We start from the raw sequence: 21,813 nt of genomic DNA on the forward strand, positions 1-21,813 counted from the left end.
ACGGAAAGTATTTGGAAATCCGGCTGATCAGGTTCTGTTTTGTCGATTGGGCCAGTTGCCGGGCAGGGTGGGAACGGATGTCGGCAGCGAAGACGCCGCACCCAACGCAAAGGCTCCGGACAGTCCGGCTTTACCGAAGTCCACGGTCAGTTCTCTTGGAGCCAGTTCGACGGAGTCCGGATTGCCGATAAAGAGCGACAGCAGCCGCACCGGAATGAGCCGGGCGAGATCCGTATCCCTCTCCATCAGGATGATATCCTGCTGGGGACAGTAGATTACAGCGATCTCAGTATCTGCGGACGGTTTCAGAGTGCCGATATACAGCACGATATTAGCGGCTGGGTCAGCAAACCGGGTGAGTTCCATATCAGGCAGGCGCAGCAGCGGAAAACCACGCAGAATGGCGCCGCCATAAGGAGACAGGATGACAGGAGACGTCTTTGACGTCAGCCCATGTGCGACAGACAGTAATTGCAGGAAAGCAGTCGCCTTCAGCGGCGGACTTTCGGCCCTGAATGAGAGACCGTCCTGCGGCAGCATCTGGGGAGTGAAGCGACCCGGCGGCGGGAAACGCTCCAGCCAGGCGGACAGAATCTCTTCACACAGAACACGCCCCAGATTGCGCACCTTCTCCGTAAGCTGAAGCGTTGAGGGGCGAAGCGCCTCCAGAGCCGAGGAGATCAGCGCCTTGAAATAGGGCGCAAGGGCATCGACGATGGCGTTCCGTTCTTCGGGTGTGAGGGCCGCGAAACGACTGGTGCGATAATTGAAGGACGGATCAAGAAACCAGAGCGCCTCCGCTCCCTTCTCGTGGCGCAGACGCAGAACCGGCAGAGGCAACAGGCTGACATGCAGGGCAAACGGAGCCCAGCCGGGATAGAACTTTACGAGAGGACGATGATTGACAGTCAGCGTATGCGCCTGCCCCTGAAAAGTAATGACAATGCTTCCGTCTTTTGCCGGAGCGACTTTGTCCTGCGATGCCTCGGGCATATTGTCTCTGCTGCCTCAGTGTCTGGCTGAATACTTTAGCGACATTTCTGTTTTTCGCCCATCGGAAAGACGTCAATCCGCAACGGATAACGCCCCGACTTCATTGCGGCCGAAACAGAAGTCATGGTTGCAGAACTCGCACGTCATCCTGATGACGCCGTCCTCGACCATATGGTCGAGATCATCATCGGAGAAACGCGAGAGAACATCGGACAGTTTCGCTTTCGAACAGCGACATCCGTACGCAAGCGCCCGGGACTGTCCGACGACCAGATCCTCTTCATGGAACAGACGATACAGCAACTCTTCAGCAGGAAGCGCATCATCCAGCAACTCGGCGTCCGTCAGCGTCCCGGCAAGCGCAAGAGCCGTGTTCCACGCATCCTCGCCCTGCTCATTGAGGCCATCGGAGAGGTCAGTATCGGCCTCCGAACCACCACCGCCAGCGATCCGCTCAAGAATAAGCCCGCCGGACCGCCAGCCCGCATCCATATGCTTCGCCGCCAGCATGGTCCAGCAGGCGTGCTGCTCACTGGTCTGGAAGTAATGCATCGCCATCTCGGCGAGGCTGTCACCCGTGATTTCAACGATCCCCTGATGCCGGTCCATCTCCGGTCCCTGATCGACCGTCAGGGCGAGGTAACCGTTTCCGGTCAGGTCACGGTCAGTGACCTGTTTGCCGGAAGCAAGCAGCGCGTCGAGCTGTTCCTGATCCTGCCGGGCATAGAAGCGCAGGCCGCCAGTGTCGGTGCAGTCCGCCAGCAGAAGACTGACCGGGCCGTCACCCTTGATCTGCAACGAGAAGGAGCCCTGAAATTTCAGGGCGCTGGCCAGTCCGGCGACAAGCGCGAGCGCTTTTCCGCCCAGAGCGGAGATGGCAGGCGCATGGTTATGCCGCGTGAGAATGGCGTCAGCCAGCTTTCCGGGGCGGACCAGACGCCCACGCACCGGCCGACCGGCCAGATGGAAAGGCGTCACCCCCCCGGGGACAACGATATCCGGCACATCCGGTCGATCGCGATCAAGAAACGCAGGGGTTTCCAACATGCCTCTCCTTTTTCGGTCCTTCTTCGCGAGCCTGTCGGCCACCGAAGAAAACCCTATATGGTCACGCCATGACCGGATTTACAGGTCAGCCGTGAGCCGGGCTTCCAGAGCCTCCAGCGTCTGCCTGAAAGCCTGCTGCTTTTCATCATCCAGTGGGAAAGCCGACTTCAGGGCGGTGAGAAGTCCCTGCCGACAGGCGTCATGGGCGACATCGAGATCCTGACTGCGGGGCGCCGAGGCAAGGCAGTCGATATAGGAATCCCGAAAGGAACGGAGCCTGTCCGCAGGCAGGCCGAGCGTGGCGAACGCCTTGTCCACTTCCGGCTCCAGCCAGCCCGGAGCAGCCGGACCGTCTTCCGTAGCGGAAATCTGAAGCGGACCGTCCTCAGGGCCTGTTCCAACGATATTTTCGGCTTTGTCGTCGCTCATTTCGCTTCCTCCCCAAACCGTGTCCAGTCCTCGCCGCCCAGCGCCCAGACAAGCAGGCCCTTCTGGGCATGAAGCCGGTTTTCAGCTTCATCGAACACCACCGAAGCCGGACTTTCGAACACGTCCTCGGTCACTTCCTCTCCGATATGGGCCGGGAGACAGTGCATGAACAGGGCGTCCCTGGCCGCACGCTGCATGAGCGCCCTGTCCACCCGGTAAGGCTCCAGAAGCGTGATGCGCTCGGCGGCGGCTTCATCGGACATGCTGACCCATGTGTCGGTCAGAATACAGTCCGCGCCGTCCACGGCTTCCTGTGGGTCATTGGTGAGAACCAGCTTCGCACCCTGCTGACGCGCCCAGGCGACGACCTCCGGTTTTGGCGTCAGCTGCTTCGGCGTGGCGACGCGGAGGGTGAAGTCGAACTGGGCCGCGGCTTCGATCAGGGAAGCGGCGACATTGTTGCCGTCACCGACCCACGCCAGAGTGCGGCCCGCGATCGGTCCCCTGTGCTCCTCGAACGTCATGATGTCCGCGAGGATCTGGACCGGGTGAGAATCCGGCGTCAGGCCGTTGATGACCGGGACGGAGCTCCAGCGGGCAAGTTCGTGCAGGGCGGCGGTACGGCCCGTGCGCAGAACGATGGCGTCCAGAAAGCGCGAGAGAACCCGCGCCGTATCCTGCACGGACTCTCCACGGCCCAACTGTGTGTCGCCTGCGGACAGCACGACGGCGTCACCGCCCAGCTGACGGGCGCCGACTTCAAAGGAAACACGGGTCCGGGTGGAAGGCTTGGACAACAGGATGCCAAGCGCCCGGCCCTCCAGCGGCTTCGCCGGGTGCAGCGGACGGCTTCTGCCATGCTGCATCCGCTTCATGCCAGCCGCGACGTCGATGATCTGTCTGAGCGTGGTCTTGTCCAGATCGCGCAGATCAAGAAAGTGGCGGATCTCCTTCCCGGCAGGCTGATGCGCCGGGGAAGGGGTCTTGGCAGAGGTCGTCACGAAGTCGTCTCCAGAATAGCGGCCCGGACGGTTTCGGCTGCCTGACGGAGACACTTTACGGCCGCAAGACAATCCTGTTCCGAGATGATGAGAGGCGGCACGAGCCGCAGAACATTGTCTCCGGCGGAGACGGCGAGAAGTCCGGCTGCCTGAGCGGCGGCAAGCACATCGGACACTTTGGGAACACAGCGGAGACCGATCATCAGTCCCAGCCCCCGACGCTCCGAGAAAATGTCGGGAAAATCTTTGATCAGCGCATCCAGCTTCGTGTCGAGAAACGCGGCGCGCTCCCGCACCTGCTCCAGAAAGCCGGGGGCCAGCAGAATATCCAGAACAGCGTTCGCTGCTGCGCAGGCCAGCGGATTGCCGCCAAACGTGGTGCCGTGCGTGCCTGGAGTCAGATGTTTCGCCACTGCTTCGCGGGCCAGGATCGCACCGATGGGGAACCCGCCACCCAGTCCTTTGGCCGCCGACATGACATCGGGATTCACACCCGACCACTCATGGGCGAACAGCCGGCCGGTGCGGCCCACGCCGGTCTGTACTTCGTCAAAACCGAGGAACAGGCCGAACTCGTCACACATGGCGCGGAGTTCCTGCAGGAACCGCCTGTCCGCCGCTTTGATGCCGCTTTCGCCCTGAATGGGTTCCAGCATCACACCAGCGGTTTCCGGCGTCACGGCATCACGGACCGCGTTCATGTTGTTGAGCGGCACATGGTCGAAACCCGGCGCACGTTCACCGAACCCGTCGAGATAGGTCGGGTTGCCCGTGGCGGACAGCATGCCCAGCGTGCGGCCATGGAATGCGCCTTCGAAGCACAGGATGCGGGTCCGCTCGGGATGGCCACTCTTCGCCTGCGCACGACGGATGGCCTTCACCATCCCTTCATTCGCCTCCGCGCCGGAATTACAGAAGAACACGCTGTCCGCGAACGTCGCCTCCACCAGCCGGGCGGCGAGGCGTTCGGCCTGCGGCACCCGGAACAGGTTGGAAACGTGCATGACCTTCGCGGCCTGTTCGGTAATGGCTTTCACCAGTTGCGGATTGGCGTGCCCCACGGAGCAGGTGGCGATACCTGCCGCGAAATCAAGAAATCGTCGCCCGTCCGTTGTGTACAGCCAGGCGCCCTCTCCCCGCTCAAAGGCGAGGTCGGCGCGGTTGTAGGTAGGCATCAGGGCGGAAATCATGAGAGCCGTGTGTCCAGCTTGGGAATTGAAAGGGCTGAAACAGAAACGGCCCGCTGCCTGTGGGGAGCGGGCGTCCGGTTTCATTGCGTATGATGACTGCGCTTGTGTGTGTAAGTCAAACCTAGTGTGTCGAAATGACCGGGAAACAGTCTCTCGCATTGTGCAGAGGTCATGCGGAGAAACAGTACAGCGAAAGTATAACCCGTTTTGTGGGCAGTTTCTTACGCCAATAACTCATCCCAGCAACGTGTCGTAAAGCAGCTTGAAGTTCAGCGCGAGAATAATGCCCGACACCAGCCATGCCAGCCACGCGACAGGCCGGGAGATGGTGAACGGTCCCATCATGTCGCGCCGCGTGACGAACCAGACCAGCGGCACCACGGCGAAGGGAAGCTGCATGGACAGGATCACCTGACTCAGGAGCAGCAGATTATCCACGCTTTTGTCGCCGAACCACACGGAGGCGATCACGACCGGCACAATGGCGAGGGCGCGTGTCACCAGCCGCCGCGCCCAGTCGGGCAGACGCAGATGCAGGAACCCTTCCATCACGATCTGTCCGGCCAGCGTGCCGGTGATGGTCGAGTTCATCCCCGCTGCCAGCAGGGCCACGGCGAACAGGGTCGAGGCCAGCGCCGCGCCGAGCACGGGAGAGAGCAGATGGTAGGCCACGCTGATCTCCGCCACGTCGCTATGGCCTGTTTCATGAAAGGCGGCCGCAGCCACGATCAGAATGGCGGCGTTGATGAACAGCGCCAGTGACAGGGCGATGGTGCTGTCGAGCGTGGCGAAGCGGATGGCCTCACGCTTACCGTCTGGCGTCCGCTCATAGGCGCGGGTCTGCACGATGGAGGAGTGCAGGTAGAGGTTATGCGGCATGACCGTCGCGCCGACGATGCCGATGGCGATGTAGAGCATCGCATGGTTGGTCAGAATGCTGGTTGTGGGGATGAAGCCGTGCAGGATGCCCCCCATCGGAGGGCGGGCCATGACCAGTTGCGCGGCGAAGCACCCGGCGATGATGCACAGCAGTCCGATGATGAAGGCTTCCAGATAGCGAAAGCCTCGCCCCATCAGCAGCAGCACGATGAACGCATCCAGCGCCGAGAGCAGGGAGCCTGTCAGCAGGGAAAAGCCGAACAGGAGTTGCAGGGCGATGGCCGTGCCGATCACTTCCGCCAGATCACAGGCGATGATAGCCAGTTCACAGGCAATCCACAGCAGCAGGTTGATCCCGCGCGGAAACCGCTCCCGGCAGGCCTGTGCGAGATCCAGTCCCGTAGCGATGCCAAGTCGCGCCGACAGAGCCTGAAGCAGGATCGCCATCAGGTTGGAGAGCAGGATGACACTGAGCAGCGCATAGCCGAACTGCGCACCGCCCTGCAGGTCTGTCGCCCAGTTGCCAGGGTCCATGTAGCCGACCGAGATGAGGTAGCCGGGACCGGCAAAAGCGAGAAACCGTTTCAACGCGGAAGCACCGGGACCGGGAACGTGGACAGTTGCGAAAACGTCCGGGAGGCTGCGGCGGGTGCTGTCTGCGTTCGGCACGGTCGGTCTCTGATCTGCGTGGTGAGAGCGGGTTCGCCCGCATAATATGCACAATGCTATACAGGATTGCATCAGGAAATACTCATCAATTCCTGTAAGACATGGCCGGGACAGAGGGTTTGGGGCAGGATGGACGTCCTTCCGCAACCTGTTGGACCTGCTGATGACTGTTCCCGAGATTGATCCGTTTCACACCGTGACGCTCAGCACTCTGGCGCACCGTCTGGCAGCGGACGGTCGAAGCATCATTCACATGGAATTCGGGCAGCCCTCGACCAGCGCGCCGAAAGCGGCGGTGGCCCGGGCGCATCATGTGCTGGATACCGATCCGATGGGCTACTGGGAGAGTGAGCCGCTCAAGGAACGGATCGCCCGGCATTACGCAGAAAGCTACGGTGTAACGCTGACCCCGGACCGGATCACGCTGACTGCGGGGGCGTCGGTTGCGCTCGTGCTGGCCCTGACAGGCTGTTTCGTGCCGGGCATGCGGATCGCGCTGGCGAGGCCCGGTTACGTGGCCTATCGCAACACGCTCCGCGCGCTTCACATGGAAGCCGTCGAGATTCCCTGCGGTGAATCCGTGCGCTTCCAACTGACCGCAGAGGCTGTCGCCGCCCTGTCTCCAGCGCCGGACGGTTTGATTATTGCAAGTCCCGCCAATCCGACCGGCACCATTCTCTCAGGGGAAGAGCTTTCCGCAATCGTGGAGGTCTGCCGTGCACGGGGCATCCGCATCGTCTCCGATGAAATCTATCACGGTCTGAGTTTTGGAAAGCCGACACACAGCGTTCTCGAATATGATGATAATGCGCTGGTGGTGAACAGCTTTTCCAAATATTTCAGCATGGCGCCCTGGCGGCTCGGCTGGCTTGTCGCGCCTGAAGAGCGGATTGACGCCGTAAAGGCCCGGATGGGCAACATGTTTCTCACACCATCCTCACTGAGTCAGCATGCGGCTCTGGTGGCGTTCGAGTGTCGTGACGAACTTGACGGCCATCTGGAAACCTATCGGTGCAATCGGGATCTGTTGCTTGCGGCGTTGCCCGTCTGGGGACTGCGGCATATCGCGCCACCGGATGGCGCTTTCTACATCTATGCCGATATCGGCCATCTGACGGATGACAGTCTCGCGTTCTGCACCCGCCTGCTGGAAGACACCGGCGTGGCGACAGCGCCAGGGATCGATTTCGATCCGGTGGATGGGAAACATTTCATCCGCTTCAGTTTCGCCGTGTCAACAGACCGGATCAGGGAGGCTATCCGTCGGATGACGCCGTGGTTCGCCGAGCGGACGGCTGAGTCGAAAACGCCCTGATCCAGAAAGGATCAGGGCGCATCTTTACGATAAAAACAGTCGAGTATGTTCCGCATTTCCCGTTGTGTCGGAATTAGCCTCTCCAGTCTGATTGTGGATGAAGCGAAGGGTCAGACACTCTTCGCTGTATCAGGCCGTCAGTTTCTCCGAAGGAACAGGCGCGCTTTCAACAACGTAAGGTCCTGCCGACAGGATTTCGACAGCCAGAAGCCTCTCATGGGTTGGGTCAATGCCTTCGAGCAGAATGGCGGCGTTTCCTGAAGTCCAGCGTGCGCCGGAGGATTCAGACGGAAACCAGCCATCGAGAGGTGCGCTCTGGTGATGACGTGTCAGCGCATGGTTGCTTTTGCCCTGCGACATCACAATTCGTCCGACGAGCACGCCGAGGGAGCGTCGGTCATCGATATAAGCCCCAACAGCATCATGCGGACGGCTTGAGCGGGAAAGAAGACGGACGGATTTTACACCTGCAGGAATGGTGAAAAACGCAAACTGCCCAGTCTGCCGCTCTGGAGGAATGAACGTCCCGCCATCGGTCATCAGACGCAGTTGTGGATCAGTGGTCGTGTCCGCACGAGGCGCGCGATTGTCCAGTCCATTACGAATGGCGCGCGTTTCAATCTGATGAAACAGGGGCGCGGTAAAGGAAGGGCTGACTTCCAGAGGAGCCGCGGCGTCATTTTCCCATGACAGGGAACGTGACAGAGGCAACGCAGCCACGGTGCCGGACTGCCGGAAAGAAGAACGGTTGCCGGTATCGAGATAACTTTCCGTCAGTACACCATCGGCGGAAAGGATCGAATGCCGCTCTGTTTCCACGTGATAGTAATCGTAGGACGTGATTGTCCGGTCGTAGAAGATGGAACGCCCATTGACGAGCAGGCGAGCCGGGATGAAACGGCCTTCAAGATAAAGACAATGTTCTGATGTAATCAGCATGTCTTTCCAGGGCACATTCTGGCTGAAAGCCCCTTTCAGGATACGCACCGGATAGCCTGCCTCATCATCCGGGAGATCGGCGCGTACGGAAACATGCGTGACGCCAGTCCAGACGACCTTCCTGATTTCAGGAAGACCGTTGACCATGCTCACAACATCATCACCGATCAGGATATCCTGAACCGGCACTTCTCCCCGCGGTGTAAGGATCATGGAATCCGCAAGAAAGCAGGCAAATGTGTAGGTGCCATCGCTATTTTGCGTATAGGTGAAGTCGGCCGGCGTTACGCCCGCCGCCAGTGCGATATTGCTGAAAAGCGTCTGCGTCGCACCCCAGAGGGTACCCTGCAAACTGTAGGTGACACCATCACTGTTCAGGACGAGATGGACATTGTCCGGCTCATTTCCGGAGATAATGATTTTATCATAATTGCTGAAATTCTTTATGACAGCATTGGATGTATTGCCGCTGTCATAATAGACGACGTTAAGAGTTGAGCCACTGACGCTGCCGTCAGGATTACTTACATCATTGAAGACGACGGTTCCCTTCAGCGTATTTCCATACTGAACGGTCAGGCCGGCTTCCTTTAGAACGATCGTCGCATTGGCTGAATCACCAGCCATTTCCTTCGTCGTCAGGGTGATATCGTTCAGGGTCAGCACAGAGCCTTGTGAAAGGGAAAGACTGTAGTTTCCGTTGTCGAGAAACTGCGCATTCGACGAAAGGGTTACAGCCCCGTTCACAGTAATGCCGCCGACAGACTCATTCTGCGACAGAACGACATCCGCACCTTCGTTGAACACCACAGAGTCATAACTCTGCGGGACATTGTCCCCATTCCAGCTGTTACCCTGCCAGTTGTCCGAAACGGTCCAGTCGTTGCCTGCTGCGCCAGTCCAGATTACTGTGGCCATTCCATTCCCTTATAATTTTATGATCGTCCACCAGACGGGCTGACCAGAGGTTTCCCGGCATGGATTTCGTTGCTGTCACGTCGGGGTGACATGCTCCTGTTGGTAATTTTTCCTTTTATATTGTGGCTTTTAAAAGGTCACGTTAAGAATTTGGTAATCCGTCGTAATTTCAAAGCGCAAACACATTGATGTCGAAGGAATTTTTCGAACTTGTAATGTACAATCCTCATTAAATTACAAACTCGAAACAACAAGTCACGATTGCAGCCACCCGACAGATAAAGTCGATCCAGAAGCCTTTAATCGCTGGCAGGGATATGACGCTGCGCCGCCCGTCCGTATTGCCTTCCGGAACAGGCAGATAACAGCAGTCATCCCTCCAAGAGAAAACCGGCCTTTCGCTGCATTAAAATCAGACGATTGTGTGCCAGACTGAACGCATAGCAATGCGCAACATTCAACCCGTCTTGGCTGTCGTTCGGATTAACTGACGGCACACTTCAGAAAGCGCCCATCAAGCCGTTATCCACTGTTCCAGTTCCGAAAAGGCTGGCAGAGAAAGCAGATTTTTGTCGTATCGGAGGATAAGGGCCGGAAAGGATCATAGACGATGCGCTACAGACACAGGCTGATGAGCAAATCGAGAGACCGAAATCCCTACCCTGACAGGAGCAGTTTTTTCACCACGACAGGCGATGCTTGATATCTGCTCTCATAAAAACCCGGAAGCCGTTGCTCCCGGGTAAAACAGGTAAATTATAAACATCTATCAGGCAGGAACCAGAGAGCGTTTCAGCAGGGCAAGCGCCAGAAGGTAAACCACCAGACCTCCGACAGAGAGCAGAGCCGCCCCGATGCCCAGAGAGCCGTAGCTGTACTGAGCCGCCAGCAGGGCGCTCCCCAGCGAAGCCCCCATCGCGTTGGCGACATTGAACGCCGAGTGATTGAGGGAGGCGGCGAGTGTCTGGGCGTCTCCTGCAAAGTCCATGAGCCGGGTCTGAAGGGCCGGACCGAGAGCGTTCACAAAAGTCGGGATCAGGAACACATCGATCATAAGCAGTGCCGGATTGTGCAGCACGAATGGAAACACCAGCATACCGATCGCACTTCCCGAAAGCGCCAGAATGGCGGCCAACGAGAGATTGCGGTCAACCAGCCAGGCTCCGACATTCGCACCCGCAAGCATTCCCGCGCCCCAGACGATCATGAACGTCATGATTTCCCATTCAGGCACATGGGTCACATTCTGAAGAACACTGGTGAGATAGGTATAGATGGTGAACATGCCACCAAAGCCGATGGCGGCGGTCAGCAGTGTCAGCAGAACCTGCGCGTTGAACAGCGCAGTCACTTCCTTCAGCGGAGAGTTCTTTCGGTTGGGCTTGTCCGCAGGGATGTAGCGCCAGACGCCCGCGAAGGTGATCAGACCGCACAGGCCGATGATCAGGTAGGACACACGCCAGCCGAAATGATCGGCCGCGAAGGTGGAGAAGGGTGCGCCGACCAGTGTGGCGATGGCGATGCCGGACAGAACCCGCCCCACCGCCCAGCCCCGGCGGGAGTGATCGACCATCGACGCCGCAACAAGTGCGGAGATGCCAAACAGCGCGCCATGTGGGAGGCCGGTGATGAATCGTCCGATCTCGATCAGCCCTGCGGTCGGCATGACGATGCTGAGCAGATTGCCGCCGCAGAACAGCACATAGAGCAGCAGCAGCAGTTCACGCCGGGACAGTCGTGCGCCCAGAATGGTGATCAGCGGCGCGCCGATCACCACGCCAAGGGCATAGGCCGTAATGGCGTAACCCGCATCGGCGGTCGAAAGATTCAGCGAGGCCGCAAACTCGGGCAGCATGCCCATGATGGCGAACTCGCCGGTGCCGACCACGAATGTGCCGAAAGTCAGAACAAGGAAAGCAGCGGTGCGACCATGTGGTGGCGGGACCGGCACGGGGGCGAACTCGGCCGGTGCAGTCGCTGGTGCAGTATCTGTCGTCATGAAAGATCCGGGTATAAGCCTGTCAGGAAAACAGGACGCTTGTGATCAGGCAGGTGTAAGCACACGGGCGGCGATACGGCCAATGGCGATGTCATCTTCGGTGCTGGCTCCCGAAACGCCAATAGCTCCGGCGATGACGCCATCCGCCGTTTTCAGGAGCAGACCGCCGCCGAAGCTGGTGAGGCCGCCGTTCGTGTTTTCCAGTGAATAGGCTTCTCCATTGGGGTGAGCGACCTTGGCGAACGTCTCGCTGTCCATATGGAACAGAACAGCGGTTTTCGCCTTCTTGCTGCTGACATCGATCACCCCGAGGGGTGCGCCGTCCATGCGGGCAAAGGCCACAGGCCATGCGGCTGCGTCCACAACCGTGATGCAGACAGCCACCTTCCGCTTTTCAGCCTCGGCAAGCGCAGCCTCGATCATGGCGGAAGCAACAGAGAGTTTCATCAGACAACCTCAATCGTGCAGAAAAACCCGCACGCTAAGGCAGTTGGCACACAATGGAATACGGCAGACCGTGAAATGGAGATTTATTCACTATGGTTGAACGGAATCCGTCTGGAGCTTCATCATCATCCACGCCATCTGCACCAGCTTCTGCTGCGGCAGTTCGGCGGCGGGCCCGGTGACACACAGGCTGGCCAGAACCTCGCCGTTTTCCCGCCAGGGAATGGCGACGCCGTGTACGCCGGAATGATAATTTTCGAGATCAAGCGCGTAACCTCTGGCGCGCACGGCTTCGATCGCCTCCGTGGCGGATGAGATGGACGCGTCGGTGAGAGAGCGGGCCAGACGTCTGGCCATGCCGGGAATAAACGCCAGAAAGACCAGCCCCACAGCGGAACCTTCCAGCTTCTCCCTGAAAGGTGCGTGCACGGAGGCCCTGTCCGGGTTTCTGAAATCCACGATGTCGAGATACGCCGCCTCGTCTCCGCTCGGCACGGCAAGCCAGACGGTCTGATCGGTTTTGTGTGCGATGTTTTCCAGAACAGGTCTTAATTTCTCGCGTGTAGCACTGTCATTTCCCGCAATACGCGCCAGATTCAGGATGCGGCCGCCAAGATAATACCGCATATCCCCGGAACGCCGCCGGACATACCCAAGGCTGTTCAGCGTTTGCAGAATATTGTGCGCGGTCGTTTTGCGGATACCGGCCAGAGCGGCGATCTGTCTGAGTGAAGCAGCACCGCCCTGCTGCGCGATGATCTCCAGTATGGCGGTGGCCCGTTCGACAGACTGGATCAGCTTGGGGTCTCTGGTCATGCTGGTCCTTTGGGAAACCTTTTGGATCGTAAACAGTGAAATTTTTATTGAGCGTGTTTTTTCTGAAAAGATGTTCCCAAAGCTTTTTGAAAAAAGCTTCACCAAAAACTTTTTATATTTTCTGACAAACCGGGATCGAAGGGCCGCGCCCCTCTGTGGGCACAGGGTAAAACCCCGAAATCCGCTACTTTCCGGCATCGTGCTCCGCAAAACGACCAGCCAGGCCCTCCCCCAGCATTTCATCGTAAACCGCCAGCGTCGCCTGCTGCATGGACCGGGTCGTATAGTGCTCCAGCACATTGAGCCGGGCCGCATGACCCAAAGCCATACGCTCTTCATCCGTCGCTTCCAGAGTGGCGGCGATCATTTCCGCAAGAACCCGCGCATCTCCAGGCGGAAACAGCAGACCGGTTTCACCATGCTGGACTGTCTCCACCGCTGCTCCGTGCGCCGCGACAATGACCGGACGCGCCATCGCCTGCGCCTCGACCACGACGCGCCCGAACGGTTCCGGTCGCAGGGACGGCACGATCACCATTTCGGACAAAGCCAGGGCTGCGGGCATGTCCGTGCAATGACCGCCAAAACGCACATGCGGGGTCAGACCGAGTTCGACAACACGCGACTTGAGCTGGGCGGGAAAGGTCGATTTCTCCGGCGTTTCTCCCGCGAACACACAGACCCACGGGCGCGTCGTTCCCCTCTCCCGTATCATGATGGCAAGCGCTTCCAGCAGCAGCCCCTGCCCTTTCCATTCCGTCAGCCGGGCCGGCATGAGAATGATCGCGGCGCCATCATCCTCGATGTTCCATGAATTCAGAACAGCGCTGACCCGATCGCCACGCACGTTTTCAGGGTCGAACTGCACCGTATCCGCGCCCCGCGGGATGGTGCGAAGACGATCCTCCCCGACCGCGTATTCCCGCCTCAGCCGGTCTGCGATGAACTGGCTGATGGCAATGACACGGTCGCCTGCGGCCAGCACGGCGTTATAGGCCTTTTTCCCCCGGAAGTTCGCATTATGCACCCCGTGCCACGTGGTGATGAAAGGAACCCCGCGAGACCGGCAGGCCAGCTTCGCGGCCCACGCCGGCGCGCGCGAACGGGCGTGGACCAGACTGACCTTTTCCTTTCTGATGATCGCTCTGAGTTTCCGCGCATTCCGCAGAATGGCGAAGGGCGACTTCCTGCCAAGTTCCAGCGGAATATGGCGACCGCCATAGTATGCGATCATCGGGGCCAGCCGCCCTTCCGCGCTGGCGACAAGCGGCATTCCACCAGCCTTTGCGATGGCCTGCACCATTTCAACGGTGCCACGTTCCACCCCGCCCGCATCAAGGGCAGGCAGAACCTGAAGAATGACTGGCCTACGAGTTAACGCATTCATAATTTCCGCGGATAGCACGGACCAGCCGATCCCGCACCTTGTTGTCTCTTTTTTCGTTCGGCCTTGACCACAACGTCATCCCTGCCCTCAATGGCTCCCATGACTGGTCCGGCCTCTTCTCCGTCTCTGGTTTCCGAACCTCTGCTTTCATCACACGAGGCAGCGGGACAGCGGAAATCTGTCCAGTTCTCAGGCTGCCCGACAGCAACGACCCTCATGCTGCTCGCCTCCCTGGCGACCGGGGCCAGCGCCGCCCGTGCGGCGGCAGCGGTTACGCAACCTCCTTTTGTCCTGTCCGAATGCCTCGCCCTTCTGGATGACGATCCCTCTGATGTGGACGATTATGTGTCCAGCCACATGGTCGCCGGTAACGAACGGGCTATCGGACACTGCCGGGCGGTTGCGGAAGTCATGACCGGAGACGCTCTCGCCGGGGCGGAGCAGCTCGATCAGCTGGCGCATGAAGCGGCCAGACACGAAGCGGGCGCTGACGATGATTCCACGGAGGAGCGGGCCAATGTCGCCGCCGACGCCGCCCGCGCCTGGTTCGCTGCGGCCATGCCCGGCAAAGCCGCTGACGCCGCAGGATACGGACTGACCCTGACGCCGGAATCCATCGCCCTCCGCCTGTTGAAAGACCGGGCGCTCCTTCAGCTGGATCAGCCACAGACCGTCATCCGTGATCTGACGCCGCTCGCTGATAATCCGCTCCTTGCGGCGGAGACACACAGGCTGAAAGCGATGGCGGAAGTTCAGACGGATGCGATAACGCAGGCGCAAACCGATATTGAGCAGTCTCTGACGCTTGAGCCTGATGACACGACCTCCCTGCTTGAACGTGGCATCATCCGTCAGCGCCTGAACAACCCGGAAGGCGCGCGCGCCGACTGGGAAAAGGTCATTTCTCTCGAGCCGGATTCCCACGAGGCCGATCTGGCGCGACAGGATCTGACGGTTCTCGCCTCCGATCCGGATGCGCTTCCGCCGAGCACTGTGACGCTGCACGCCTCTGCGGCCGCTCCCGTTCCGGACGCTCACTGATACGCTCCCCACAGGTATGTCCCACTGGCGTGAAAGGGCAGGGCAGGGCAATCTGCCGTCCATGATGCGCATTCTTGTCATCCGCCTCAGCGCCCTTGGTGATTTCGTGCAGAGTTTTCCTGCCTTCGCCGCCATCCGCGCCCATCACCCGGATGCCTCCATCACCCTGCTGACGACAGCGCCGTTCCGCGAGCTTGCCGAGGCCAGCCCGTGGTTCGACCAGATCGAGATTGATACGCGCCCGAAAATTACCGATTTCCGGGGGATGAAGCGGCTCAGACAGCAGTTGAACGGCTTCGACCGGATCTATGACCTCCAGACCTCCGGTCGCTCCAGCGGATATCGTCGCCTGACTGGAAAAGCTGACTGGTCCGGTATCGGAGGCAGTGGAACTCTTTCTCACACCAATCCCAGCCGCACCCTTATGCACACCCGCACCCGTCAGCGCGACCAACTCCGGGTGGCCGGGATGGAGGAGGTGCCGGAAGTGGCAGATCTCGGATGGCTCACCACACAGGGCCGCCGGTTCACCGCGCAGCTGAGCGCACCCTACGTCGTCCTCGTGCCGGGAGCAGCGCCACATCGTCCGGGAAAAAGATGGGCGGCGGAACGCTATGGCGAGCTGGCGGCTCATCTTGCGGCGACGGGCCTGACGCCGGTTGTCATCGGCAGCGGGGCGGATACGTCTCTGGCGGCCGTCATTCAGTCAGCCTGCCCCGAAGCCGTTGACCTGACAGGAAAGACATCCATCCTTGATCTGGGCGGCATATGCGCGGGGGCCACAATCGCCATCGGCAACGATACCGGCCCGATGCACCTCGCCGCCGCCGTTGGCTGTCGCTGCCTTGTGCTATTCTCGGCCGAGAGCGATCCCGGCCTCACCGCGCCCATCGGGCGGTCTGCCGAGCAGGTTCGTGTGCTCCGGGTGCACGATATGGCAACTCTTTCCGTGGATAGGGTTGTCTCCGCCCTCGGCTGACGCCATTAAAGTCGGCCTTCCCCATAAGGACGCCCATCCCGGTCGTCCGCCTCATTCAATGCCTGGAGCACCTGTCCATGCCTGCCATCACCCTGCCAGACGGTTCCGTTCGCCAGTTTGACGGTCCGGTGACGGGCACGGACATCGCCGCGTCCATCGGTCCCGGCCTCGCCAAGGCGGCGCTCGCCATCGAAGTTGACGGACAGCTCCGCGACATGGACCGCGCTGTCGAACAGGACGCCTCCATCCGCTTCGTGACCCGCAAAGACACGGAAGCGCTGGAGATGATCCGCCATGACGCCGCCCATGTGCTGGCGGAAGCGGTGCAGTCACTGTTTCCCGGCACGCAGGTCACCATCGGCCCGTCGATCGAGAACGGCTTCTATTACGACTTCTACCGCAACGAGCCGTTCAAGCCGGAAGATTTCACGGCTATCGAGCAGCGGATGCACGAGATCATCAAGGCCAACGCACCGTTTACCCGTGAGACATGGCCGCGCGACGAAGCGATCCGGTTCTTCGAGGACCGTGGCGAGCGCTTCAAGGCCGAACTGATCCGCGATCTGCCGGGTGACGAGGAAATCTCGATCTATCGTCAGGGCGAGTGGCTCGATCTCTGCCGTGGCCCGCATCTGCGCACCACCGGCGATGTCGGTAACGCCTTCAAGCTGATGAAAGTGGCGGGTGCCTACTGGCGCGGCGATCATCGCAACCCCATGCTGACCCGTATTTACGGCACCGCATGGCGCGACAAAAAAGAGCTGGAAGCGCATCTGCACCAGCTTGAGGAAGCCGAGCGCCGCGACCATCGCCGGATCGGCAAGGAGATGGATCTCTTCCACATTCAGGAAGAAGCCGTCGGTCAGGTCTTCTGGCACGCCAAGGGCTGGCGTCTCTACACGGCGTTGCAGGACTACATGCGTCGCGCCCAGACCCGCGCCGGGTATGAGGAAGTCCGCACACCGCAGCTCGTGGACCGCGCTCTGTGGGAGGCGTCCGGTCACTGGGACAAATATCGCCACCACATGTTCATCGCCACCGTCGAGGACGAGGACAAGACCCTCGCGCTCAAACCGATGAACTGCCCGTGCCATGTGCAGATCTTCCGTCACGGCCTGCGCTCCTACCGTGAACTGCCGCTGCGTATGGCCGAGTTCGGTGCATGCCACCGTTATGAGCCGTCCGGTTCGCTGCACGGCATCATGCGCGTGCGTGGCTTCACGCAGGACGACGCGCATATCTTCTGCACGGAAGACCAGATTGCGCAGGAAACCGTTCTGTTCGTCGAGATGCTGACGGAGGTCTACAAGGATCTCGGCTTCGAGCATTTCCGCATCAAGTTCTCGGACCGTCCGGAGCAGCGTTCCGGTTCCGACGAGGTCTGGGACAAGGCCGAAGCCGCACTCAAGCAGGCCTGTGAAATCGCCGGCGTGGAGTATGAATATAACCACGGCGAAGGCGCGTTCTACGGTCCGAAGCTGGAGTTCGTACTGCGTGACGCCATCGGTCGTGACTGGCAGTGCGGCACGCTACAGGTCGATCTCGTGCTGCCGGAACGTCTGGACGCCAGTTACATCGGCGAGGACAGCGCCCGTCATCGCCCGGTCATGCTGCACCGCGCCATCCTCGGTTCGTTCGAGCGTTTCATCGGCATCCTGATCGAGCAGCATGCGGGCAAGTTCCCGCTGTGGCTGGCTCCGATGCAGGTTGTCGTGGCCAGCATTGTCAGTGACGCCGCGCCCTACGCGGAAGAAGTTGTCGCCCGTCTGCGCAAGGCCGGTCTCACGGTCGAGTCCGATACCCGCGCGGACAAGATCAACGCCAAGATCCGCGAACACAGCGTCGCCCGCGTGCCGGTCATTCTGGTGGTGGGCCGCAAGGAAGCGGAGGCCGGAACGGTGGCGATGCGTCGTCTCGGCGGCGCGGATCAGGAAATGCTGACGCTGGACGAGGCCGTCACGCGCCTGTCGGAAGAAGCCAAGGCTCCGGACATCCGTCGGGGCTGAAATCTGTTGCATTGAAAAAGGCTCCGGAGATTTCTCTCCGGAGCCTTTCTTGATCGAAACCTGTTTTACGGACGTGACAGAGATCGGATTTCACGCCACCGTAGTTGATGCAATCCTGACGACCTCTTCCCTGCTTTCATCCTGCTTGAAAAGACGTGACCGGGGACTGGTGGCAATACCGAGCATCTGCTTCTGCTCATCGAAAATCAGATCTGACAGTCTGGTTTCATCAAGAACAGCCATGAAGGCCTTCAGTGCGACGTTCACCACTTCCCGGAAGCGGCTCTGAGGCAGAAGACGGCCCGGTTCTTCAGCCGATTGTCCCTTTTTTGCGCTGGGAACAGCATCCAGTCCCTCTTCGGTAACGCGAACAACGTCGCCTACATATATCTGGCTTGCATCACGAGCCAGCCGGATACCTCCGTTACGACCCCGAACCGTTTCAATAAAACCCTGCTGGCCAAGCTTGTGAACAATTTTGACCAGATGATTCTCAGAAATCCCGTATGTCGTTGCAATTTCCCGAATGGAAGCAAGACGATCCGTTGTCCAGGTAAGAAAAATAAGCGCTCTCAGCGCATAGTCCGTATGTAAAGTCAGACGCATGCCGCCACAGGTCCGTTTCAGAAGCTGGAATTACACTCCGAGCCCCTCAGGCCCGTGAAAAAATCTAACGAAAAGGAAACAAAAGGGTTCCCGGAAAACTGCGCCAAAATCCTCGAATTGTAACTTATGTAATGCCACTATCTAAAAATTAACGATCTGTGGAACGCGGCCGGTCCTCGACGTCCAGGCGCTTCCTGTCTATATCCGGAGGGAACGAGACCCTGCACATATCCCGGAGCACGGCAGACAAGGAAACAGAGTATGCTCAGATATTTTCTCAGGAAAATGAAAATATTCGCCCTTGCCGCCGCTGTCTGGGCATTACCGTATCCCGCCTCGGCCGAAACAAGAACGCTGACGGACATGACTGGCGTGGTCAGCGAATTACCCGCCAGACCCACTCATATTGCGGATCTCTGGTATGCGCATAACGAACTGCCTGTCATGCTCGGAGGCGCATCGGCTATCGCCATGACGGTGGAGCGGGAGAGCATGTCCCCCTGGATGTACCGTCTGGCGCCAGCCCTGCGTAACGCCACCCAGTTACCCTCAACCACACCGACTGCCGAAACTCTGTTGGCAGGTCACGTTGATCTGGTTTTTGCCACTCCCTCTCTTTCGGGTGTGGAAAGTTATCGGAAAACCGGCATCCCCACGGTTGGCGTCGAGTTTCACGACACGGCCGGATTACTCAGTTGTCTTGATCTGACCGCCACTATTCTCGGAACGCCCCATGCGCAGGAGATTGCGCATGACTATCGCGCCTATCTCGCTGAGACGCAGAAAACTCTCGCATCCCGGCTGACGAACACCCCCGAGACATCCCGCCCGCGTGTGCTGCACATTCTCTCGCTTTCTCCCCTGAAGGTTGATGGTGCGGGCACGATGATTGACGAATGGATCCGTCTGGCCGGAGGCCGGAACGCGGCAGGAGAGATCAAAGGGTCCAAACGCCCGGTTTCTCTGGAACAGATTGCGGCATGGAATCCTGACATCATTATTCTGGGTGGGATGAGCGGAGATCCTGAACCAAAAACTGACGGACCGGTCTGGAATGAACTGAACGCCGTGAAAGCGGGAAAGGTTTACCGCAACCCCGTCGGTGTTTTTCCGTGGGACCGGTATGGAACAGAATTTGCCCTGCAGATTCAGTGGGCGGCGACTGTTATTCACCCAGAGCTTTTTCACGAAACAGATATGGTGGAGATCACGCGTGCTTTCTATCGCCGCTTTTTCTCTTATGATCTGACGCAGGATGAAGCGCGACGCATTCTGGCGGCCCAGCCTCCAGCATGAAAGGACCGGCTACTCTTGCAACGACATTCGTCCTTCTCCTGATCGTTGCAGCGGCTTCGCTCTGTATCGGACGGTATCCCATACCGTTTCATGAGCTTTCAGAGTTCCTCCTGTCGTCTTTCAGCACCACCAAAGCCGCCTGCCACAGCGTCGCCTGTTCCGTTCTGGCGCATATCCGTCTGCCACGACTGTGTGCCGCTCTCCTGACTGGCGCGGCGCTTTCCGTCTCGGGCGCGTCCTATCAGGCCGTGTTCCGCAATCCGCTAGTCTCTCCCGGCATTCTCGGCGCGCTCAGCGGCGCTGGATTTGGGGCGGCGCTCGGCATCGTGCTGCATATGCCGCAGTGGATGATCGGCGTCTCGGCGTTTGCGAGCTCAACGCTGGCCGTGCTTCTCGGAACCGGCATCGCCCGCCTGTCAGGCGACAGTTCGGTCCTGATGCTGATTTTCGGTGGACTGGTCAGCAACGCCCTTTTCACGTCCCTGCTGTCGATCCTCAAATATCTGGCTGATCCCGACAGCCAGCTTCCCGATATCGTGTTCTGGCTCCTTGGAACCCTGTCCCGCGTCACGCCCGAAACCCTGTCGCTGGTCACGGTCCCGATGGTGTGCGCAATGGCCGCCCTGTGCGTCATGGGACGATATCTGGATGCACTCAGCATGGGGGATGACGAAGCCCGCAGCCTCGGCGTACCTGTGCGCCTCGTGAGGAATCTGGTCGTGGCGCTGGCGACGCTGCTCTGTGCGCTGACCGTCTCCATGACCGGCATCATCGGCTGGGTCGGGCTTGTCATCCCGCATATCGCCCGACTGCTTGTCGGCCCCGGCAACCGTCTCGTGCTGCCGATGAGCGCCCTGACCGGCGCGATCTTCCTGACCTTTTCAGACGATCTCGCCCGCAACCTTTCAGCAGCGGAAATTCCGGTGGGCATCATGACCGAACTGTCCGGCGTGATCCTGTTTCTGTTGCTGCTTCCGCGTGTAAAAACCAGCCTGCGAGGCAACTGGCGATGACCCTTGAGGCTCGGCATCTCACATGCACGCGGGATCATCGGTTGGTGCTGGACGATGTATCTTTCACGATCGGCGATGGCGTTCTCGCCTGCCTGCTTGGTCCCAACGGGGCAGGGAAGACAACCCTGCTGCGCGCAGTCCTTGGTCTGGAGAAGGTGGCAGGGAAGGTGCTTCTGAACGGGGAAGACCTGTCCACCCTGTCGCCCCGTGAAACGGCCCGTCGTATCGCCTATGTGCCGCAGACCCACTCTGTCGCCTTTGCCTACTCGGTCGAAGATATGGTCGCCATGGGCCGTCTGTCCCATGCCCGCTTTGGCCTTCTTGCCGGCAAGGACGATCAGGAGGCGGTCGCACACGCCCTGCGTCTCATGAACATCGCTCACCTTGCTGGTCGGGCCTATGCGCAGCTTTCCGGAGGAGAGCAGCAGGCTGTGCTGATTGCCCGGGCACTGGCGCAGGGCGGGCGGACGCTGCTGCTTGATGAACCGGCGTCCGCTCTCGATTTCGGACAGCAGAAACGGCTCTGGACCCGGCTGCGTGAACTGGCCGGAACCGGCTACACCATCCTGTGCACCACGCATGATCCCATCAGGGCCCGCCAGATTTTTGACGAGGCGCTACTGATGCGAAGCGGCAGACTGATGGAGTGCGGGTCTCCTGCAGACGTTCTGACGGATGAAAAGATCGAGGCGCTTTACGCTTCCTGACCATATGGAAGTTTTTGGTGAAGCTTTTTGAAAAAAGCTTCGGACAATTTCGTCCTTCTTGAAAAAAGGCGACGCCCGAAAACTTTTATTTTCATCCGGATTTTCTACAGGCCGTTACGAAAAGACCATCACGAAA

General features: G+C 59.6%; 19 protein-coding genes. 7 read left to right on the forward strand and 12 right to left on the reverse strand.

All coding sequences use genetic code 11. The features are described 5' to 3' along the window. Window positions 1-27: 27 nt before the first annotated feature. The 6 genes from GVI59_RS04655 to GVI59_RS04680 form a co-directional block, all read right to left on the reverse strand. Window positions 28-993, reverse strand: a complete 966-nt coding sequence (locus GVI59_RS04655; RefSeq protein WP_173573139.1) for a hypothetical protein — start codon at window positions 991-993, stop codon at window positions 28-30. 72 nt (window positions 994-1,065) lie between these two features. Then, window positions 1,066-2,037, reverse strand: a complete 972-nt coding sequence (gene hslO / locus GVI59_RS04660; protein WP_173573311.1) for an Hsp33 family molecular chaperone HslO — start codon at window positions 2,035-2,037, stop codon at window positions 1,066-1,068. An 81-nt stretch (window positions 2,038-2,118) separates the two neighbouring features. Next, window positions 2,119-2,469, reverse strand: a complete 351-nt coding sequence (locus GVI59_RS04665) for a hypothetical protein (RefSeq protein ID WP_173573140.1) — start codon at window positions 2,467-2,469, stop codon at window positions 2,119-2,121. Beyond that, the gene (gene argF / locus GVI59_RS04670; protein WP_173573141.1) at window positions 2,466-3,470 is read right to left on the reverse strand and encodes an ornithine carbamoyltransferase; all 1,005 of its coding nucleotides are present in this window, start codon (window positions 3,468-3,470) and stop codon (window positions 2,466-2,468) included. The genes GVI59_RS04665 and argF overlap by 4 nt, the downstream gene beginning before the upstream one ends. Continuing rightward, window positions 3,467-4,660, reverse strand: coding sequence for an aspartate aminotransferase family protein (locus GVI59_RS04675; protein ID WP_173573142.1), 1,194 nt, complete (start codon window positions 4,658-4,660; stop codon window positions 3,467-3,469). The genes argF and GVI59_RS04675 overlap by 4 nt, the downstream gene beginning before the upstream one ends. A 234-nt stretch (window positions 4,661-4,894) precedes the next feature. Then, window positions 4,895-6,208, reverse strand: coding sequence for an Nramp family divalent metal transporter (locus GVI59_RS04680; protein WP_173573143.1), 1,314 nt, complete (start codon window positions 6,206-6,208; stop codon window positions 4,895-4,897). Window positions 6,209-6,371: 163 nt separating this feature from the next. Here GVI59_RS04680 and GVI59_RS04685 point away from each other — a divergent pair, with 163 nt between their 5' ends. After that, complete coding sequence (locus tag GVI59_RS04685; protein ID WP_173573144.1) at window positions 6,372-7,523, forward strand: pyridoxal phosphate-dependent aminotransferase; 1,152 nt, start codon at window positions 6,372-6,374, stop codon at window positions 7,521-7,523. Window positions 7,524-7,652: 129 nt separating this feature from the next. Here GVI59_RS04685 and GVI59_RS04690 read toward each other — a convergent pair whose 3' ends face one another. The 5 genes from GVI59_RS04690 to GVI59_RS04710 form a co-directional block, all read right to left on the reverse strand. Further along, window positions 7,653-9,380 (reverse strand): Hint domain-containing protein, encoded by a 1,728-nt coding sequence (locus GVI59_RS04690; RefSeq protein ID WP_173573145.1) that lies wholly within the window; start codon window positions 9,378-9,380, stop codon window positions 7,653-7,655. Between the two features lie 769 nt (window positions 9,381-10,149). Beyond that, window positions 10,150-11,379, reverse strand: coding sequence for an MFS transporter (locus GVI59_RS04695; RefSeq protein WP_173573146.1), 1,230 nt, complete (start codon window positions 11,377-11,379; stop codon window positions 10,150-10,152). 45 nt (window positions 11,380-11,424) lie between these two features. Beyond that, complete coding sequence (locus GVI59_RS04700; RefSeq protein WP_173573147.1) at window positions 11,425-11,826, reverse strand: GlcG/HbpS family heme-binding protein; 402 nt, start codon at window positions 11,824-11,826, stop codon at window positions 11,425-11,427. A gap of 90 nt (window positions 11,827-11,916) precedes the next feature. Then, window positions 11,917-12,642 carry an IclR family transcriptional regulator gene (locus GVI59_RS04705; RefSeq protein ID WP_173573148.1) on the reverse strand — a complete coding sequence of 242 codons (726 nt, stop codon included), beginning with the start codon at window positions 12,640-12,642 and terminating at the stop codon, window positions 11,917-11,919. Window positions 12,643-12,826: 184 nt separating this feature from the next. Continuing rightward, on the reverse strand, window positions 12,827-14,029 hold the full coding sequence (locus tag GVI59_RS04710; RefSeq protein WP_173573149.1) for a glycosyltransferase family 4 protein: 1,203 nt from the start codon (window positions 14,027-14,029) through the stop codon (window positions 12,827-12,829). A gap of 216 nt (window positions 14,030-14,245) precedes the next feature. On the opposite strand from GVI59_RS04710, the gene GVI59_RS04715 reads away from it, so the two are divergent. From GVI59_RS04715 to thrS, 3 genes are all read left to right on the forward strand, one after another. Then, a complete protein-coding gene (locus tag GVI59_RS04715) occupies window positions 14,246-15,070 on the forward strand; it encodes a tetratricopeptide repeat protein (protein ID WP_242012950.1) in 825 nt (274 codons plus the stop codon). A 61-nt stretch (window positions 15,071-15,131) separates the two neighbouring features. Next, window positions 15,132-16,049, forward strand: coding sequence for a glycosyltransferase family 9 protein (locus GVI59_RS04720; protein WP_173573151.1), 918 nt, complete (start codon window positions 15,132-15,134; stop codon window positions 16,047-16,049). Between the two features lie 77 nt (window positions 16,050-16,126). Beyond that, window positions 16,127-18,055 carry a threonine--tRNA ligase gene (gene thrS / locus GVI59_RS04725; RefSeq protein ID WP_173573152.1) on the forward strand — a complete coding sequence of 643 codons (1,929 nt, stop codon included), beginning with the start codon at window positions 16,127-16,129 and terminating at the stop codon, window positions 18,053-18,055. 90 nt (window positions 18,056-18,145) lie between these two features. On the opposite strand, the gene GVI59_RS04730 is transcribed toward thrS, so the two are convergent. Next, on the reverse strand, window positions 18,146-18,661 hold the full coding sequence (locus GVI59_RS04730; protein ID WP_173573153.1) for an Rrf2 family transcriptional regulator: 516 nt from the start codon (window positions 18,659-18,661) through the stop codon (window positions 18,146-18,148). A 285-nt stretch (window positions 18,662-18,946) separates the two neighbouring features. Here GVI59_RS04730 and GVI59_RS04735 point away from each other — a divergent pair, with 285 nt between their 5' ends. Genes GVI59_RS04735 through GVI59_RS04745 form a run of 3 tightly spaced genes read left to right on the forward strand, consistent with a single transcriptional unit; the run spans window position 18,947 to window position 21,677 of the window. Beyond that, window positions 18,947-19,957 (forward strand): ABC transporter substrate-binding protein, encoded by a 1,011-nt coding sequence (locus GVI59_RS04735; RefSeq protein ID WP_242012951.1) that lies wholly within the window; start codon window positions 18,947-18,949, stop codon window positions 19,955-19,957. Further along, window positions 19,954-20,970 (forward strand): FecCD family ABC transporter permease, encoded by a 1,017-nt coding sequence (locus tag GVI59_RS04740; RefSeq protein WP_173573154.1) that lies wholly within the window; start codon window positions 19,954-19,956, stop codon window positions 20,968-20,970. Before GVI59_RS04735 ends, GVI59_RS04740 begins: the two co-directional genes overlap by 4 nt. After that, entirely contained in the window at window positions 20,967-21,677 is a 711-nt protein-coding gene (locus tag GVI59_RS04745) for an ABC transporter ATP-binding protein (RefSeq protein ID WP_173573155.1), read from the forward strand. The genes GVI59_RS04740 and GVI59_RS04745 overlap by 4 nt, the downstream gene beginning before the upstream one ends. The last annotated feature ends 136 nt before the right edge of the window (window positions 21,678-21,813 follow it).

Origin of the sequence: Acetobacter sicerae (genome assembly GCF_011516765.1) — a bacterium.
Classification (GTDB): domain Bacteria; phylum Pseudomonadota; class Alphaproteobacteria; order Acetobacterales; family Acetobacteraceae; genus Acetobacter; species Acetobacter sicerae.

Coding starts and splice junctions, on each gene's coding strand:
- GVI59_RS04655 (WP_173573139.1), bottom strand. CDS start 993: ATGCCCGAGGCATCGCAGGACAAAGTCGCTCCGGCAAAAGACGGAAGC.
- GVI59_RS04665 (WP_173573140.1), bottom strand. CDS start 2,469: ATGAGCGACGACAAAGCCGAAAATATCGTTGGAACAGGCCCTGAGGAC.
- GVI59_RS04675 (WP_173573142.1), bottom strand. CDS start 4,660: ATGATTTCCGCCCTGATGCCTACCTACAACCGCGCCGACCTCGCCTTT.
- GVI59_RS04685 (WP_173573144.1), top strand. CDS start 6,372: ATGACTGTTCCCGAGATTGATCCGTTTCACACCGTGACGCTCAGCACT.
- GVI59_RS04690 (WP_173573145.1), bottom strand. CDS start 9,380: ATGGCCACAGTAATCTGGACTGGCGCAGCAGGCAACGACTGGACCGTT.
- GVI59_RS04695 (WP_173573146.1), bottom strand. CDS start 11,379: ATGACGACAGATACTGCACCAGCGACTGCACCGGCCGAGTTCGCCCCC.
- GVI59_RS04700 (WP_173573147.1), bottom strand. CDS start 11,826: ATGAAACTCTCTGTTGCTTCCGCCATGATCGAGGCTGCGCTTGCCGAG.
- GVI59_RS04705 (WP_173573148.1), bottom strand. CDS start 12,642: ATGACCAGAGACCCCAAGCTGATCCAGTCTGTCGAACGGGCCACCGCC.
- GVI59_RS04710 (WP_173573149.1), bottom strand. CDS start 14,029: ATGAATGCGTTAACTCGTAGGCCAGTCATTCTTCAGGTTCTGCCTGCC.
- GVI59_RS04715 (WP_242012950.1), top strand. CDS start 14,246: ATGCTGCTCGCCTCCCTGGCGACCGGGGCCAGCGCCGCCCGTGCGGCG.
- GVI59_RS04720 (WP_173573151.1), top strand. CDS start 15,132: ATGATGCGCATTCTTGTCATCCGCCTCAGCGCCCTTGGTGATTTCGTG.
- thrS (WP_173573152.1), top strand. CDS start 16,127: ATGCCTGCCATCACCCTGCCAGACGGTTCCGTTCGCCAGTTTGACGGT.
- GVI59_RS04730 (WP_173573153.1), bottom strand. CDS start 18,661: ATGCGTCTGACTTTACATACGGACTATGCGCTGAGAGCGCTTATTTTT.
- GVI59_RS04735 (WP_242012951.1), top strand. CDS start 18,947: ATGAAAATATTCGCCCTTGCCGCCGCTGTCTGGGCATTACCGTATCCC.
- GVI59_RS04740 (WP_173573154.1), top strand. CDS start 19,954: ATGAAAGGACCGGCTACTCTTGCAACGACATTCGTCCTTCTCCTGATC.
- GVI59_RS04745 (WP_173573155.1), top strand. CDS start 20,967: ATGACCCTTGAGGCTCGGCATCTCACATGCACGCGGGATCATCGGTTG.